16 protein-coding genes are annotated in these 16325 nt (G+C 64.1%); 7 read left to right on the forward strand and 9 right to left on the reverse strand.

Annotated features, from left to right (window positions below):
- Positions 1-90 precede the first annotated feature (90 nt).
- Together KC8_RS17855 and KC8_RS17860 are read left to right on the forward strand one after the other, a co-directional pair.
- Entirely contained in the window at positions 91-465 is a 375-nt protein-coding gene (locus KC8_RS17855) for a hypothetical protein (RefSeq protein WP_010126700.1), read from the forward strand.
- Complete coding sequence (locus KC8_RS17860) at positions 462-1562, forward strand: anhydro-N-acetylmuramic acid kinase (RefSeq protein ID WP_010126701.1); 1101 nt, start codon at positions 462-464, stop codon at positions 1560-1562. The genes KC8_RS17855 and KC8_RS17860 overlap by 4 nt, the downstream gene beginning before the upstream one ends.
- 3 nt (positions 1563-1565) lie before the next feature.
- On the opposite strand, the gene KC8_RS17865 is transcribed toward KC8_RS17860, so the two are convergent.
- Both KC8_RS17865 and KC8_RS17870 read right to left on the reverse strand, forming a co-directional pair.
- Positions 1566-1943 carry a hypothetical protein gene (locus KC8_RS17865; protein ID WP_010126702.1) on the reverse strand — a complete coding sequence of 126 codons (378 nt, stop codon included), beginning with the start codon at positions 1941-1943 and terminating at the stop codon, positions 1566-1568.
- A 17-nt stretch (positions 1944-1960) separates the two neighbouring features.
- Positions 1961-3139: a vWA domain-containing protein gene (locus tag KC8_RS17870; RefSeq protein ID WP_010126703.1), complete on the reverse strand. Its 1179-nt coding sequence runs from the start codon at positions 3137-3139 to the stop codon at positions 1961-1963.
- 91 nt (positions 3140-3230) lie between these two features.
- On the opposite strand from KC8_RS17870, the gene KC8_RS17875 reads away from it, so the two are divergent.
- Both KC8_RS17875 and KC8_RS17880 read left to right on the forward strand, forming a co-directional pair.
- Positions 3231-4661 carry a methyl-accepting chemotaxis protein gene (locus KC8_RS17875; RefSeq protein WP_232455567.1) on the forward strand — a complete coding sequence of 477 codons (1431 nt, stop codon included), beginning with the start codon at positions 3231-3233 and terminating at the stop codon, positions 4659-4661.
- Between the two features lie 74 nt (positions 4662-4735).
- A complete protein-coding gene (locus KC8_RS17880; RefSeq protein ID WP_029624693.1) occupies positions 4736-5182 on the forward strand; it encodes a nuclear transport factor 2 family protein in 447 nt (148 codons plus the stop codon).
- Between the two features lie 181 nt (positions 5183-5363).
- Here the strand turns inward: KC8_RS17880 and KC8_RS17885 are convergent, their stop codons facing one another.
- The 3 genes from KC8_RS17885 to KC8_RS17895 all read right to left on the reverse strand — a co-directional run bounded on the left by KC8_RS17885 (position 5364) and on the right by KC8_RS17895 (position 8758).
- A complete protein-coding gene (locus tag KC8_RS17885) occupies positions 5364-6206 on the reverse strand; it encodes an AAA family ATPase (RefSeq protein ID WP_010126707.1) in 843 nt (280 codons plus the stop codon).
- A gap of 67 nt (positions 6207-6273) precedes the next feature.
- A complete protein-coding gene (locus KC8_RS17890) occupies positions 6274-6981 on the reverse strand; it encodes an HAD family hydrolase (RefSeq protein ID WP_010126708.1) in 708 nt (235 codons plus the stop codon).
- A 4-nt stretch (positions 6982-6985) separates the two neighbouring features.
- Entirely contained in the window at positions 6986-8758 is a 1773-nt protein-coding gene (locus KC8_RS17895) for an ABC transporter transmembrane domain-containing protein (protein WP_010126709.1), read from the reverse strand.
- 147 nt (positions 8759-8905) lie between these two features.
- Between KC8_RS17895 and KC8_RS17900 the strand changes: the two genes are divergently transcribed.
- The 3 genes from KC8_RS17900 to dgcA are packed head-to-tail and all read left to right on the forward strand — an operon-like array spanning position 8906 to position 12690.
- Positions 8906-10132: a polyhydroxyalkanoate depolymerase gene (locus tag KC8_RS17900; protein WP_010126710.1), complete on the forward strand. Its 1227-nt coding sequence runs from the start codon at positions 8906-8908 to the stop codon at positions 10130-10132.
- Complete coding sequence (locus tag KC8_RS17905) at positions 10116-11687, forward strand: hypothetical protein (protein WP_010126711.1); 1572 nt, start codon at positions 10116-10118, stop codon at positions 11685-11687. Before KC8_RS17900 ends, KC8_RS17905 begins: the two co-directional genes overlap by 17 nt.
- 4 nt (positions 11688-11691) lie before the next feature.
- Complete coding sequence (dgcA, locus tag KC8_RS17910; protein ID WP_010126712.1) at positions 11692-12690, forward strand: N-acetyl-D-Glu racemase DgcA; 999 nt, start codon at positions 11692-11694, stop codon at positions 12688-12690.
- A gap of 3 nt (positions 12691-12693) precedes the next feature.
- Here dgcA and KC8_RS17915 read toward each other — a convergent pair whose 3' ends face one another.
- The 4 genes from KC8_RS17915 to KC8_RS17930 form a co-directional block, all read right to left on the reverse strand.
- Complete coding sequence (locus KC8_RS17915) at positions 12694-13176, reverse strand: pyridoxamine 5'-phosphate oxidase family protein (RefSeq protein WP_029624694.1); 483 nt, start codon at positions 13174-13176, stop codon at positions 12694-12696.
- Positions 13177-13258: 82 nt separating this feature from the next.
- On the reverse strand, positions 13259-14434 hold the full coding sequence (locus KC8_RS17920; protein ID WP_010126714.1) for an acetyl-CoA C-acyltransferase: 1176 nt from the start codon (positions 14432-14434) through the stop codon (positions 13259-13261).
- Between the two features lie 57 nt (positions 14435-14491).
- Positions 14492-14950: a MaoC family dehydratase gene (locus tag KC8_RS17925; protein ID WP_010126716.1), complete on the reverse strand. Its 459-nt coding sequence runs from the start codon at positions 14948-14950 to the stop codon at positions 14492-14494.
- A 91-nt stretch (positions 14951-15041) separates the two neighbouring features.
- Positions 15042-16208, reverse strand: a complete 1167-nt coding sequence (locus KC8_RS17930) for a mechanosensitive ion channel family protein (RefSeq protein ID WP_010126717.1) — start codon at positions 16206-16208, stop codon at positions 15042-15044.
- Between the last annotated feature and the right edge of the window lie 117 nt (positions 16209-16325).

The raw sequence follows: 16325 nt of genomic DNA on the forward strand, positions 1-16325 counted from the left end.
TGATTGGGGCTGGCGCTTAGCATGGGCAACCGCGCTCGTGTAGTGCAGATGGAATCCTCGCGGGGATTCGGGGCCTGAGGAGAGTGCGGCGTGCTGGTGGAATGGATGGCGAAGGCGCGAAGCTGGACGTGGGGCGATGTGTTCCAGGCGGCGCTGTATGTCGCGCTGGCGCCTGTTGCGTTGCCGGTTGCGCTCGTCGTCCGGCTGACCGAACGGCCGATGGATCGCACCCCCGAGGAAGTGGTGCATTATCTCCACGCGCGGCTGACGGGCGAGACGGACAATTGGGACTGGGATGATTTCATCGCCATCCGCATCGCCGATCGCGAGTTGGAGGATATCAGGGTTAAGGCGGCGGCGCTGCCCTTGCCGCTAGGCGCGGAGGGTGTAATGGAGCTTCGCTTCCTGCTGGCCCGCGCCGAGCGCGCCTGCCGCCGCAGCCACCCCGAAAGGTTTGATTCATGAGTAAATCCGTGCTGGCCGTCGGCCTGATGTCGGGCACATCGCTCGACGGGATCGACGCGGCGTTGATTGAAACCGACGGCGAAGGCCATGTCCGGCCGGTCGCGTTTCGCGGTGAACGCTATTCGGATGCGGCGCGCGCCACGCTGAAGGCTGCGACCGAACTGGCGCTGGCGTTCGAAAGCCCGCGTCCGAATCCGGAGATACTCGCCGCCGAAGATCTGGTGACGCGCAGCCATATCCTTGCGGTCCGCAAGTTGCTGATCGATGCGCATGTCTCGCCCGCGGATGTGGCGGTGATCGGATTCCACGGCCAGACGATCGCCCATCGCCCCGATCGCGGCTGGACCTGGCAGATCGGCGATGGCGCAGCGATGGCCAAGGCGCTTGGCATCCCGGTGATCAACGATCTGCGCAGCGCGGATGTTGCCGCCGGCGGGCAGGGCGCGCCGCTGTTGCCCGTCTATCATCGCGCACTGACGGCGGATGAGGCCAGGCCGGTTGCGATCCTCAACCTGGGTGGTGTCGGCAACCTCACCTGGATCGGTGGCGATGGCGAACTCATCGCGTTCGATACCGGGCCGGCCAATGCCTTGATCGACGATTGGATGGCGCTGTCCGCCGGCCAGCCCTTCGATCAGGGCGGCGCGCTGGCGGCGACGGGGCGGGTGGATGAAGCGATCCTGACGGCGATGCTCGCCAATCCCTGGTTCGACCAGCCACCACCCAAGTCGCTCGATCGATCGGATTTCACGATGGAACCGGTGCGAGGCTTGTCCGCCGCCGATGGCGCGACGACCCTGACGGCGTTTACCGCGATCAGCGTGTCTTATGGCCTGCGACTGTTGCCCGAAGCGCCCAAACGGCTGATCGTCGCTGGCGGCGGCCGCCATAATGCGACGTTGATGGCGATGCTGGGCGAGGCCTGCGGCGTCCAGCCTGAACCGATCGAGGCACTCGGCTGGAATGGGGACGCAACCGAGGCCGAAGGGTTCGCTTACATGGCGGCCCGCGCCCTCGATGGCCGGCCGATCAGCTTTCCGGGCACGACCGGCGTTGCCGAACCGCTGACCGGCGGGGTGCTTCACCCGCCGGCGTGACGCCTATTTTTTGGCCGGGGCCGCCTTCGTTGCCGGGGGCACCCGGCATGCCGGCAGTTTCAGCGTGGCGGAATCGGCGCAAGGCCGTACCTGCACCGATCCGTCCGGGCCGATATAGACGGCCTTGTCGCCGCCCGGGTTGCACCGCGCGACCCACATGACGAGATTCTTGTGCTGCTGCTGGCGCGCGCTCCATTCGACGCGTTTGCAATATTGCCCGGAATCGAGCACCGCGCGGCGCAACGCCGCATTGCGCTGCAACTCGTTCAACTGGGCCAGCCGGTCGCTGAAAGGATTGGGCGGCGCCTTGAATTCGGCAAGGGCCGGGGTGGCTGCCATGATCGACGCGGCCACCATCATCGTGCGGGCGAGCATGTTCATTCCTGATTCCATCGTCCTCATGTTTTGCGGGTCAGCGTGCGCATCGCTTCGTCCAGCCCGTCCAAGGTCAGCGGGTACATGCGGTCGTTCATCAGTTCGCGCATGATGCGGGTCGACTGCGAATAGCCCCAATGCTGTTCGGGCGTCGGGTTGAGCCACGCGGCGGCCGGATAGGTGCTGGTGATGCGCTGCATCCACACATGCCCGGCTTCTTCGTTATAATGTTCCACCGACCCGCCGGGATGGCTGATTTCATACGGGCTCATCGCCGCATCGCCGACGAAAATCAGCTTATAATCATGGCCATATTTGTGCAGGATATCCCAGGTCGGGATGCGTTCGGCAAAACGGCGGCGATTATCCTTCCACACGCCTTCGTACAGGCAGTTGTGGAAATAGAAGAATTCGAGATTCTTGAATTCGGACGTCGCGGCCGAAAACAGTTCCTCGCACAGCCGGATATGCGGGTCCATCGAACCGCCAATGTCGAGGAACAGCAGCAGCTTGACCGCATTGTGCCGTTCGGGCCGCATCCGCACGTCCAGCCAGCCCTGCCGCGCGGTGCCGTTGATCGTCGCGTCGATATCGAGTTCGTCGGCCGCCCCTTCGCGGGCGAAGCGGCGCAGGCGGCGCAGCGCCACCTTGATGTTGCGGGTGCCCAGTTCACGGGTGGAATCGAGATTTTTGAACTCGCGCTTGTCCCACACCTTCACTGCGCGCTTGTGCGTGCTTTCGCCGCCGATCCGCACGCCTTCGGGGTTGTAGCCGCTATTGCCGAAGGGCGATGTGCCGCCGGTGCCGATCCACTTGCTGCCGCCCTGATGCCGGCCGTGCTGTTCCTCCAGACGCTTCTTCAGCGTCTCCATGATTTCTTCCCACGAACCGAGCGCCTTGATCTCGTCCATCTGTTCGGGAGTCAGATACAGTTCGGCCACCTTGCGCAGCCAATCTTCGGGCAACTCTGCGGTTTCTGCACCATAGCTCGCTTCAAGCCCCTTGAAGACCTTGGCGAACACCTGGTCGAAGCGATCGAGCAGCCCTTCATCCTTCACGAAGACCGCGCGGGCGAGATAATAGAACTCCTCGGGCCGCCGGTCGATCACGTCGCGGTCCAGCGCCTCCAGCAGCACCAGATGTTCCTTGATCGATGCCGGGATGCCGGCGGCGCGCAGTTCGTCGAGAAAGGAGAAGAACATCCCCCAGCCATGCCGCGCGCGGCGGCGGCGGACAAGCGAAAGGATCGGCTCTTCACCCGGAATTTACCGGTGGTCGGGATAGATTGTTGCATTGCACCAGCGATCAGGCATTCTGGCGATGGGGGATAAATCACTGTTGATGCCGGAAACTGACGAATATCTTGCGCGCCTTGGCGAACAATGCGGTGGCTTCGCATTGCAATGCAGCGACGTTGCCGGCTTTGTCACCCAGGTCAATCAGCGGATCGAAGATGATCATGGCCGGCTGGAAACGCTGCGTCACAATGTTGCCCATCTGCTGCTGTTGCAAAGCGAAGCGAACGACGCCGCCGCCGAAATCCGCCATGTTGCGTATCGCGCGACCGGATTGATCACCGACAGCCACGGCGTGGTCGTCGATGCGCTCGGCGAAATTGGCGGCCTGATCGACGATGTCGTGCGGATGGGTGATGAACTGGAAGGGTTCACCCAGGCGATCGAACATGTCGCGGCCGTTTCCGGCCAATTGGACGCGATCGCCCGGCAGACGGGGATGCTGGCAATCAACGCATCGATCGAAGCCGCGCGCGCCGGCACCGCCGTCAGCGGATTCGCCGCCGTCGCCAGCGAGGTCAAACGCCTGGCCGGCAGTGCGCGTGAAGCCACAGCCAGCGTGCGCGGTGGCATCGAACGGCTCGCCGGCAGCGCGCGCCGCGTGGTGGGCGATATGCGCTCGGGCGCGGAACGTGGCCGCGCGGCACGCAGCCGGACCGGCGAAATCACCGGCGCTCTCGAACGGATCGCCGCGCTGGTCGTCCAGTTCGATCAGCGATCGGCGGCGATCGAACATGCCGGCATGCACGTCACCCGGCATGTCGATACGCTGGACGCAGGGCTGGGCAGCTTCATTCAGCGCGGCACCGAAAATGCCGCCGAACTGGCGCGTACGCGCGGACGGCTCGATGAACTCGAACTCGCGTCGAACCGGATGCTCGATCAGGTTGCCCATAGCGGCATCGCCACCCCCGATCGCCGCTTCATCGATATGGCGCGCGAGGGCGCCGATCATGTCGGGGCGGCGATCCGGCGGGCGCTGGACGAAGGCGGGTTGAAGGAAGCGGATCTGTTCGACACCGCCTATCGCGCGGTTGCCGACAGTGATCCGCCGCAATTCCTGACCGGCTTCGTTCCCTTTGCCGATCGGGTGATCCGGCCGCTGCTGGACGTAGCGACCGCGCGGGACGCGGCGATCGTCGGCTGTTGCCTGGTCGATCGCAACGGCCATCTGCCCACGCATATCGCCGCGCGCAGCCATGTGCAGCGCCCGGGTGATCGGCGATGGAACCTGGAAAACGCCCGCAACCGCCAGATATTCATGGATCGCCAGACCCGCGATGCGCTCGATCGCGATGGTGACTGGTTTCTCTACACCTATCGCCAGGATCTGGGCGACGGCCGCTATCGCCCGTTGCGCAGCGTGTTCGTCCCGCTCCATTTCGCGGGGCGCCGCTGGGGTTGCTATGAACTGGGTTATCTGATCTGACGGTCCTGATCGGGTTCCCTTGCGCTGCCCTTCATGGTTGAGTGCTGCGGATCATTTCCGGAAGGGCCGAAATCATGCGCGACAGCGCCACAGAAATTGCCAATCTTCTCTATCGATATGCCGAACTGATTGACGGGGGCGATCTGGAATCGACCGCCGCCTTGTTCCGCCATGCGCGGCTCAAGGTTCGCGGCGGTGGCGAACCGATTGATGAAGCAGGGATTCTGGCGTTGTGGCGCGCGAATGTCAGGATTTATCCGTGCGGCACGCCGCGTACCAAGCATCTGGTGACGAATCCGATCATCGAAGTGGATGAAGCCGCGGGCACGGCGACCGCGCGGTCTTATTATACTGTCTATCAGGCGGCCGAAGGCTTCCCGCTCCAGCTGATTGCGTCCGGCCGCTACCATGACCGGTTTGAATTGGCCGATGGCGTCTGGCGGTTTGCGTTCCGCGACTATTCGTTGCTCGATCTTGCCGGCGATCTCAGTGCGCATCTGACGATGAAGGTCAACGTCTGACGCCTGTCCTACAGGCCATGCGCGATGCTATGCCGGATGCCTGCGGATGGCGCTCGCGCTGCCCGCGACCGGCTCTTTCTCTGATTTATATCAAATACTTGCTGTTAAGTTGAAGGGAAGTGGAGGAAAAGGATGGCAATCCTCAACTTCCTCAACTTAACAGCTCCGGCAGCCCGCCTGTTCAGCCCTGGCGCCGGGCGAGAAAGGCCAGCCGTTCGAACAGCATGATGTCCTGCTCGTTCTTCAGCAGCGCGCCATGGAGCGGCGGGATCGCCTTGCGGGCGTCCTTGGATTGCAGCACCTCAAGCGGCATGTCCTCGGCCAGCAGCAGCTTCAGCCAGTCGAGCAGTTCGCTGGTCGACGGTTTCTTCTTCAGGCCGGGAACGTCACGGACTTCGTAGAAAATATCCATCGCGCGGCTGACGAGAATCTTCTGGATGCCGGGGAAGTGGACGTCGATGATCGACTGCATCGTCTCGCGTTCGGGGAACTTGATATAGTGGAAGAAGCAGCGGCGCAGGAATGCGTCGGGCAGGTCCTTCTCGTTGTTCGACGTGATGACGACGATCGGCCGTTCTTTCGCCGCCACCGTCTCGCCGGTTTCGTAGACGTCGAAGCTCATCCGGTCGAGTTCCTGAAGCAGATCGTTCGGAAACTCGATATCGGCCTTGTCGATTTCGTCGATCAGCAGCACGGGCAGGACGGGCGACGTAAACGCCTCCCACAGCTTGCCCCGGCGGATATAGTTCGAAATTTCGTGGACGCGGGGATCGCCAAGCTGGCCGTCGCGCAGGCGGGCCACCGCATCATATTCGTACAGGCCCTGATGCGCCTTGGTGGTGGATTTGACGTGCCACTGGATCAGCGGCGCGCCCGTCGCCTTGGCGATTTCATGCGCCAGCACGGTCTTGCCGGTGCCTGGTTCGCCCTTCACCAGCAGCGGGCGGCGCAGCGTGACCGCGGCGTTGACGGCGACCTTGAGGTCGTCGGTCGCGACATAATCCTTCGTGCCTTCGAAACGCACCCGCCACTCCCTTGCCGTTCCCGTCAATGCTTCGTCGGATAGAAGCGGGGGACGTTGCTGGCAAGGCTCAGCGGGTATTGCCGCGCAACTCGTCCAGCCAGCCGGGCAGGTCGCTCAAACGGGCCAGTTCCTTGTAACGGGGGTGGTCGGCCGGGGCTTCCGCGGCCTCGTGCGCCCAGACGAGTGGATAGGGAATCAGGGCGGCATGCGCGCCGGCGGCAAGCGCCGGCAGGATATCCGATCGCACCGAATTGCCTGCCATCACCGCATCCTCGGCCCGCCCGCCATGGCGGGCAAAGGCGCGGGCATAGGTGTCGGCGGTCTTTTCGCTGACGATTTCGACGCCATGGAACAAGGAACCAAGGCCGGATGCGGCCAGCTTTTGTTCCTGATGGAACAGATCGCCCTTGGTGATCAGGATCAGCCGCGCCGTTTGGGCCAGCGTCTCCAGCGCGTCCCGCACGCCGGGCAGCGGGTCCACCGGGTGCGCCATCATCTCGCGCCCGGCGGCAACGATTTCGGCGATGACGTGCGTGGGTGCCTGTTGGTTGCTGATCTCCAGCGCGGTTTCCAGCATCGACAGGGTGAAGCCCTTGGCGCCATAGCCGTACAGCGCCAGATTGCGGTGCTCTACTTCCGCCAGCTTGGCTTCGATGGTGTCGGCATCGGCGAAATCGGCAAGCAAGGCGCCGAACCGTTCATGCGTCAGCCGGAAGATCGTCTCACTGTGCCAAAGCGTGTCATCGGCATCCAGCCCGATCAGGCCGATCGGCATAACCTTACTCGACGCCTTCGAATTGCAGCCGGGCGAGACGGGCATAAAGGCCGCCATTCGCGGACAGCGCGTCATGGGTGCCCTGTTCGACGATGCGGCCATGATCCATCACGATGATCCGGTCGGCCGCGCGAACGGTGGCGAGGCGGTGGGCGATGACGATCGTGGTGCGGTTCTGCACCAGCCGGTCGAGTGCGGTTTGCACCAGCCGTTCGGATTCGGCGTCGAGCGCCGATGTCGCTTCGTCGAGCAGCAGCAGCGGCGCATCGCGCAGCAGCGCGCGGGCGATGGCGAGGCGCTGGCGCTGGCCGCCGGACAGGCGTGCGCCGCCTTCGCCCATGAACGTATCCAGCCCCTGCGGCAGGGCGCGCAGGAACGTGGCAGCGTTGGCGGCTTCGGCCGCGGCCCACAGCGCGGCATCGTCCGCATCCCAGCGGCCGTAACGCAGATTATCGCGCGCGGAGGCCGCGAAGATCACCGTTTCCTGCGGCACCATTGCGATACGCGACCGCACGTCGCCGGGATTGGCATCGGGCAGGGCCACGCCGTCGATCCGGATCACCCCGCCTTCGGGGTCGTAAAAGCGCTGGGCGAGCTGGAACAGCGTCGACTTGCCGGCACCCGACGGGCCGACGACGGCGACCATTTCACCGGGCTTGATCGTCAGGTTGAAGCCATCGAGCGCTTTTACCTCGGGCCGTGTTGGATATCGGAAGGTGACGTTTTCGAACGCGAGGCTGCCCTGTGGCGGCAGCGGCAAGGGCACCGGATTGGCGGGCGGGCGGATATCGGGGACCTCGACCAGCAATTCGGCGAGACGGCCAGCGGCACCCGCGCCGCGCAGGAGATCGCCATATACTTCGGACAACGCGCCGAAAGCCCCGGCGACGATCGCGCCCGACAGCATGAACGCGGCCAGGGTGCCGCCCGATAGCTGGCCCGAGGCGACGTCCACCGCGCCTTGCCACATCACCATCGTGATCGACCCGAAGATGAGCAGGATGACGATCGCGGTCATCATGGCGCGCAGGCTGATTCGGCGGCGCGCGGTGCCGAAGGCCGTTTCAACGGCCCCGGAAAAGCGACCGCTTTCGCGGCTTTCCTGGCCGAATGCCTGGACGATCTTCATCGCGCCCAGTGTTTCGGCGGTCATCGCGCCAACATCGGCGATGCGATCCTGGCTCGATCGCGAAACCGCGCGCAGCCGCCGGCCAAGGAACACGATCGGCAGGATGACCACGGGGATGCCCATCAGCAACATGGCGGTCAGCTTGGGCGCAAGGCTGAACAGATAGGCGATGCCGCCAATGCCCAGCACCAGATTGCGCAGCGCCACCGATGCGGTGGTGCCGACGATCTGTTCGATGATCGTCGTGTCGGATGTGAGTCGCGAGGCGATTTCGGCAGGGCGGTTTTCTTCGAAGAAACGCGGCGCGAGTGTCAGTAGGTTGCGATGAACCGCGGTGCGGACATCCGCCACCACCCGTTCGCCGAGCCACGATACGAAGTAAAAGCGCATCGCCGTCGCCAAAGCGAGCACGGCCACGATCATCAGCAGATAATGGAAATAGGGTGAAACATCGCCACCCTGGGCGATGAAGCCCTTGTCGATGATCTTTTGCAGCCGCTGCGGGATCGCCAGCGTGGCGCCAGCCGCCATCAGCAACGAAATGCCGGCGGCCGTGATATGCCATGGATAACGCGCGGCGAAACGCCAGATGAGACCGAGGTTGCCGAGTTTGCGCTCGACGGCTGCGGACGGTTGCTGATCGGCCATGCGCGCCCGCCTAGCAGGGCCTGAGCGCGTACTCAACGGGGCCTGACAAAGCGAATGCAGTCCGACAGCTTTGTCGATGTTGCGTTGCACCCTAAAGAAGTTTGGGCGTAAGCTGGTGAAATCAGCCCCTCCGGGATTTTGAATGCGATGCTTTATAACGCTTATGACATGCAACGCAGCCTGCTGGCGGGCGCGAGCACCTTCGCCAATATGGGCGCGGAATGGATGCAAAGCCCGGCCAACCCGCTGTCTTATACGGCGCTAGGCCCGGTGATGGCTTCGGGGCTGGACGTGTTCGCCCACGCGGCCGCACCGCGCGGCAAGCCCAGCTTCGGATTCAAATCGACGGTTGTTGACGGCAAGACGGTGGCCGTGTCCGAAGAGATCGTGCTGCGCAAGCCGTTCGGGCAACTCAAGCATTTCGTTCGCAAGGGCGTGAAGGGCGGGCCGAAGCTGCTGATCGTGGCGCCGATGTCCGGACATTATGCCACCTTGTTGCGCGGCACCGTCGAACGGATGCTGCCGGAACATGATGTCTACATCACCGACTGGCGTGATGCGAAGCTGGTGCCGATGTCGGAGGGACGTTTCGGCCTCGACGATTATGTCGACTATGTGATCGAGTTTCTGGAACATATCGGGCCGGGGACGCATATGCTGGCTGTCTGCCAGCCATCGGTGCCCTGCTATGCGGCGGCCTGCCTGATGTCGCAGGACAATAATCCCGCGCGTCCGGCCACGCTGACGATGATGGGCGGACCGATCGACACGCGCGAAGCGCCGACCGAGGTCAACACCGTCGCCACCCAGCGCCCGCACAGCTGGTTCGAACAGAATGTGATCATGACGGTGCCGCTATATTATCCGGGTGCGGGACGGCGGGTGTATCCGGGCTTCCTGCAACTTACCGGGTTCATGGCGATGAACCTTGGTAACCACCTGATCAGCCATTGGACGATGTTCAAGCATCTGGTGGAAGGCGATGACGAAAGCGCCGATTCCACCAAGGCGTTCTACGACGAATATCGTTCGGTTTGCGACATGGACGCGGAATTCTACCTCCAGACGATCGACGTGGTGTTTCAGGATCACGCCCTGCCCAAGGGCGAAATGATGCACCGGGGCCGCAAGGTCGATCCGGCGGCGATCAAGGATATCGCGATCCTCGCGGTCGAAGGCGAGCGGGACGATATTTCCGGTATCGGCCAGACCAAGGCCGCGCTGAAGATCGCGACGAACCTGCCCAAGCCGTATAAGCAATATTATATGGCTGAAGGCGTTGGCCATTATGGCATTTTCAACGGCCGCCGCTGGCGCGAGATCATCGCCCCGGTGGTGACGAAATGGATTGCCGACCATGACAAGCACGGCTGAACGGCGGCTTGCGGCCGCGCTTGTGGCCGGATTGCTGTTCGCCATGGCCGCGCCGGCCCATGCCGCGCGGCCAACCCGGCCTGAACTGACACCATCGGCGCCGATGTCGGAAACCGAGATTCGCGGTGCGTTGCAGGCGGCCGTCGCCAGGCTGCAGCAGGAGGATTGCACCGGCGCGCTCGCGATCCTCGATCCCATGACCGGGCGGGTGCAGGGCAAGGATCGTAACGCCGTGCAATTGTTGCGCATCCCCTGCCTTGGTGCGGCTGGCCGGGACGGCGAGGTGCCCGGCATCTATCGCCAAATGGTGGCGATCGAACCGCAAAGCCCGGGGGTGCGGGCGGTGGGCGTGATCGTCGCGGTGCAGGAGCGGAACCTTCCCGAGGCCGCGCGGCGGCTGACGGTGCTGGCGGAAGAAAATCCGCAAACGCTGGCAACGATCAACAGCGTGATTGCGCGCGGGATCGTTCAGGATTTGACGCAGCGGCGCGACCTTGGCGCGCGCAAGCGGCTGTTCGTGGCGCTGGCGCGGGCCGACTGGCAGCCGGTTGATCGCCCCGAAATGCGCGACAGCATCGCCCAGGGCGCGATCGAGGCGTTTTTGGCGGATGATCAGGTGGCGGAGGCCGAAGCGATCCTGCCGCGCGTCACCATGCCCGAATTGCTGGCGTCGATGGCGATGGAACGCCTTTACCAACCGCTTTGGCCGGCGATCGAGGCGCGCCTGGGCGATCAAAGCGGGCCTGCGATCGATCGCTTTGCCCTGTCGCGGCTCGAAGCATTCACCCGCAGCGAGAATGACGATCGCGCGCGGCGGGACGCGATCCGCGCCTTCATCCTGCTCGGCCGTTATCCGGAGGCCATCGAGTTGGCCGAGAAAGTGACGATCGCGCCGGGTATGGATGAAGAAGACGTGACGAGCATACGCTATCACGCGCAGGCGCTGGCCGCGCAGGGCAACCGCGCCGCAGCGGTTGAACGGATGCGCCCTTTTGCCAAGCTCGACCCGAAAACGACATCGGCCGCAGTATCAGGGCTGGTCGGGTTGGCGGAACTGCTTGATGAAGCTGGCAAGCCCGCCGAGGCGCTGGCGGTGGCGCGTACGACGCAGCAGACGAGCGGCGACGCGATCAGCCCGTGGGGACGGGCCTGGTTGCGCCGGACCGAGGTGTGCGCGCTCACGATGCTTGGCCAGGTGAACGAAGCCCGGACGGTTGCCGATCAGCTTGCCGCTGCCGCAACCGACAATGAAGCCGCTGCAATCGAAGCGCTGTTATGCGCGGGGCGCAGCGACGATGCGGCGAAACTTGCGATTGCGACGCTTGCCACCCCCGAAGGCGCGTCTTCGCTGGCGGATCAGTTCCAGCCGGACGATGCGATCTGGGCGCCATCGGGGTCGCGCCTGCGTGCATTGTGGGCGACATTCCTTGCCCGGCCGGACGTGAGGTCCGCGTTCGACAAGTCGGCGCGGATCCTGCCGAAGCGGCTGTGGCCCGCTAAAACGCCCCGGCCGATCCCCCGGCGGGGCACCGACGAACCATCGACGATCGCCTGATCGCATGACGGACGACGCCACACCGCGCCTGACCGCGCGGATCGAACGCTGGCCGGTTGCGGGCGCCTTCACCATCGCCCGTGGCGCGAAGACGCATGTCGACGTGGTGGTTGCGGAAATCGTGGCGGATGGGCTGGTGGGCCGTGGCGAGGCGACGGCGATCTATTATCATGGCGAAAGCGCCGAGAGCGTGGCGGCGGCCGTCGTTGCGATGGCGGGGGCGATCGCGGCCGGCGCCGATCGTGCCGCGATCGCGACGCTGATGTCGCGCGGTGCTGCGCGCAATGCCGTGGATGCCGCGCTGTGGGATCTGGAATCGCGCCGCGCGGGGCTGCCTGCCTGGACGTTGGCCGGTCTCAGGGCGCCAGTTCCACTCCTGACGGCGTTCACCATTTCGCTGGGTGATCCGGACCGGATGGAAGCGGATGCACGGGCGGCTGCGGCGCGCCATCCGCTGCTCAAGCTCAAGCTGGCGGGGGAGGGCGATATCGCCCGTGTCGCTGCGGTTCGCCGGGGTGCGCCGGATGCCCGCCTGATCGTTGATGCGAACGAAGCGTGGACTGGGCGCGATGTGGCGGCCGAGGCGGCCGCGCTGCTGCCCTTTGGTGTCGAGTTGATCGAACAGCCGGTAAAAGCCGGGCGGGATGCGTTGCTGGATGGCGTCCATTCGCCGATTCCGCTGTGCGCCGATGAAAGCTGTCAGGACCGGGCCGATCTCGATCGGTGTGTCGGCCGGTATGCCGCGATCAACATCAAGCTCGACAAGGCCGGCGGGTTGACCGAGGCGCTGGCGCTGGCATCGGCAGCGCGCGCGGCCGGGCTGGACATCATGGTCGGCTGCATGCTGTCCACCTCGCTCGGCATCGCCCCGGCGTTCCTTGCGGCGCAGGGGGCGCATTGGGTGGATCTGGATGGCCCGCTGCTGCTGGCCGAAGATCGGATACCCGGTTTTACCTTTACCGGCGGCACCATGGCGCCGCCGGCGGAAGGCTTGTGGGGTTGAACGTCAAAGCGCGACCTTGGCGGTGCGGGCAGCCTGCGCGGCTTTCAGATCGCTGCCGATCAGCCGCCTGATTGCGGTGCCGAAGGCGGATCCGCCCAACCAGATTTCGGCGCGTTCGGTATCGAAGCGCAGCAAGCAAAGATGGGGATCATCGCGTCCACCTGCATACCAGGCGGCTTCCTCCTTGCTCCAGAAGTGATCGATCACCGCCGGGTCGTTTTCGATGTTGAGGTGCCCGTGGATGCTCGCGAACAGATCATGGCCCTTGGCAATGTAGTTGGCGATCGCGTGATGCGATTGGGTCAGCTTTTCGACGAGCTTGTTCTCGCGCGAGGTGAAGAACCAGATCGGGCCATGATCGCCATCGAAGAATGCGGCCATCGGCTGGGCGTGCGCGTCGGTTGCGCCCACCAGGCCGATCATCAATAATGGGCTGGACCGCAGCTCCTTCCAGAACCGGGCCTCGATTTCGGCGTCGGTAGGCATGGCGTTTTCCTCCATGAGAGACTGGAGGATGAACCGGCGGCGGGCCTGTTCGTTCCGCCGCCGGACCTGAAATTGCGCCCGCCTACAGCACTTCGAACAGCCCGGCGGCACCCATGCCGCCGCCGACGCACATCGTGACGACGACATGGCGCGCGCCGCGGCGTTTGCCTTCGATCAGCGCATGGCCGACCATGCGGGCGCCCGACATGCCATAAGGATGTCCGATCGAAATTGCGCCGCCATTGACGTTTAGCAGGTCATTGGGAATGCCCAGCGTGTCCCGGCAGTAAAGCACCTGCACCGCAAACGCCTCGTTCAGTTCCCACAGCCCGATATCGCCCATGTTCAGGCCGAAACGGGCGAGCAGCCTGGGGACGGCGAACACCGGGCCAATCCCCATTTCATCAGGCTTGGTTCCGGCCACCGCCATGCCGACGAAGCGGCCGAGCGGGGCCAGACCGCGGGCTTCGGCAAGCGCGCGCTCCATCACCACGCAGGCCGAGGCGCCATCCGAAAGCTGGCTGGCATTGCCGGCGGTGATGAACCCACCGGGGCCGATCACGGGCTGGAGCGCGTTCAAGCCATCCAGCGTCGTTTCAGGCCGGTTGCCTTCATCTTTGGCGAGGGTGATGGCCTGCATCGATGTTTCGCCGGTTGCCTTGTCGGTGACGGCCATCGTCGCGGTAACGGGAATGATTTCCGCATCGAACCGGCCGGCCGCCTGCGCTGCGGCGGTGCGCTGTTGCGATTGGAACGAATATTCGTCCTGCGCGGCGCGGCTGACGCCATAGCGGTTGGCGACGATTTCGGCCGTCTGGAGCATCGGCATGTACACGTCGTCATGCATCGCGATCAGTTCGGGATCGAAGCCGAGGCGAATATCCCTGGTCTGCACCATCGAGATGGATTCGACCCCGCCGGCGACGACCACATCCTCACCGTCGACGATCACCTTGCGCGCCGCCATCGCGATCGCTTCGAGTCCGGATGCGCATTGGCGATCGACCGAAACACCCGCGACCGTGACGGGCAGGCCGGCGCGCAGAGCCGCGGTGCGGCCGATCGTGGCCTGGACGCCCTGTTGCAGCGCGGCGCCGATCACAACATCGTCCACCTCCGCCGGATCGATCCTGGCGCGTTCGACCGCAGCGCGGATGGCGTGGGCCGCAAGCGTGGGAGACGGCGTGGCATTGAACGCGCCCCGATAGGCCCGCCCGATCGGCGTGCGGGCGGTGGAGACGATAACTGCGTCACGCATGGCGGATTCTCCGGGATGCGCCGTGTCCCGCGACTGCCGGCGGGACCGGCAGTGGCATTACAGGAAGACCTGGGCGATCCATTCGGCGACGAGGGCGGGTTTGTCCTGCCCTTCGATTTCGACCGTAAGTTCGCAGGTTTCCTGGAAGCGGCCGGGGCCTTTTTCGGCGAATTCGAGCAGTTTGAAATGACCGCGCACGCGCGACCCCGACGGGACGGGCGCGAGGAAACGCACCTTGTTGCCGCCGTAGTTGACGCCCATCCTGATCCCTTCGACCTGCGGGATATCGCTCTTTTCGCGCATCACCGGGAGCAGGGAGAGGGTGAGGAAGCCGTGGGCGATGGTGCCGCCAAAGGGCGTCATCTTCGCCAGTTCGGGGTTCACATGGATGAACTGATGATCACCCGTGGCATCAGCGAAACGATCGATCATCGCCTGATCGACCAGAATCCAATCGGATGTTCCGATCACCTGGCCCTGTTTCGCCTGATATTCGGCAATGCTGACGGCAACCATATCATCTCCCACATCCTGTTTTTCGACAGGATGTGTGAGCTACGTTGACGTTAACGTCAAGTGATCTGGAGAAAGCGTCCGTCGCGCCGGATCAGTCCTGGCCGTCCGCATCCGGCTTGTCGGCATAAGGCAGGACGAATGTGCCGTCCGGCGCGGCGGTGAAGCTGGTCTGCGTCGGATAAGCGAACTCGATGCCTTCGCGGTTGAAGGCCTGCACCACGCCGATCAGCACGCGGTGGTTGGCGGCAAGCGCGTCTTCGACGTCGTGCGCATGAACATCGAACAGGAAATCGAAGTCCAGGCTGGAGGCGGCAAAAGCCGCCATGACGCAGCGCACCAGCACGCATTTCGGCTCCGCCTCGACACAGGCGCGGACGATATCGGGGATGCGCGCCAGCACGTCCGGGCTGGTCTGGTAGGTGACGCCGAAACGGTGGACCATCCGCCGATGTTCAAGCCGGTTATAGTTGCGCAATTCCTTGTTGAGCAGGTTGGCGTTGGAAATGACCACTTCTTCGCCGGTGGCCGAACGAATCCGCGTGGATTTGAGGCCGATCGCTTCCACCGAGCCGGTTGTCTGGTCGAACTTGATGCCGTCACCCCGCTGGAACGGCTTGTCGAACAGGATCGAAAGGGCTGCGAACAGATCGGAAAAGATGCCCTGTGCGGCAAGGCCGATGGCGATACCGCCGATCCCCAGTCCCGCGACCAGACCGGTCACGTTGACGCCAAGATTATCGAGAATGACGATCAGCGCGATCGCGAAAACCGCGATGGTGACGAGCAGGCGGATGATTCCCATCGCGCTGCTCAATCCGCCTTGTTCCTCCAGCCCTGCGGCTCGATGTTCGATCGTGCCCAGAATCAGCACCCGTGCCCACACGGCGGCCTGAAGAATGACGGCGACGGTGAAGGCAATCTGGGTGATCCGCGCCACGAAACCCGGCGCGTTCGCATAGGTCGCAACGAGTTCGGCGGCGATCGCGATCATGAACCAGATTCGTGTGCGGCCGAGCGCATGGCCGACGATGAACGACCAGTGCGCACGATTGGCGCGATCGCTGGTCAAACGCCGCCCGAACGATTTGAGGCTTAGCAGCAGGACGACGACCAGTGCAGCCATGGCCGCGCCAATCATGATCTGCAGGCTGTGGTTCGAAATCCAGGCGAGGCTGTCGTGCCAGAATTGCTCGATCTGATCGACAGAAGGTGCCTTGGCCGCTGGCGACGGGGTGGTTTCACTGCTGCTGTTCGTCATCCGGCACTTTCAATTGAAATTCTGGCAGAGGAAATCGGGGCCGACGGACCGGGCGTTCGAACCGGCCTGGCGCGAAACAGATATTTCGATCGCTGGCGCTGCTTCAACCCTGCAATC

This window comes from Sphingomonas sp. KC8 (assembly GCF_002151445.1).
Lineage (GTDB): Bacteria > Pseudomonadota > Alphaproteobacteria > Sphingomonadales > Sphingomonadaceae > Sphingomonas_E.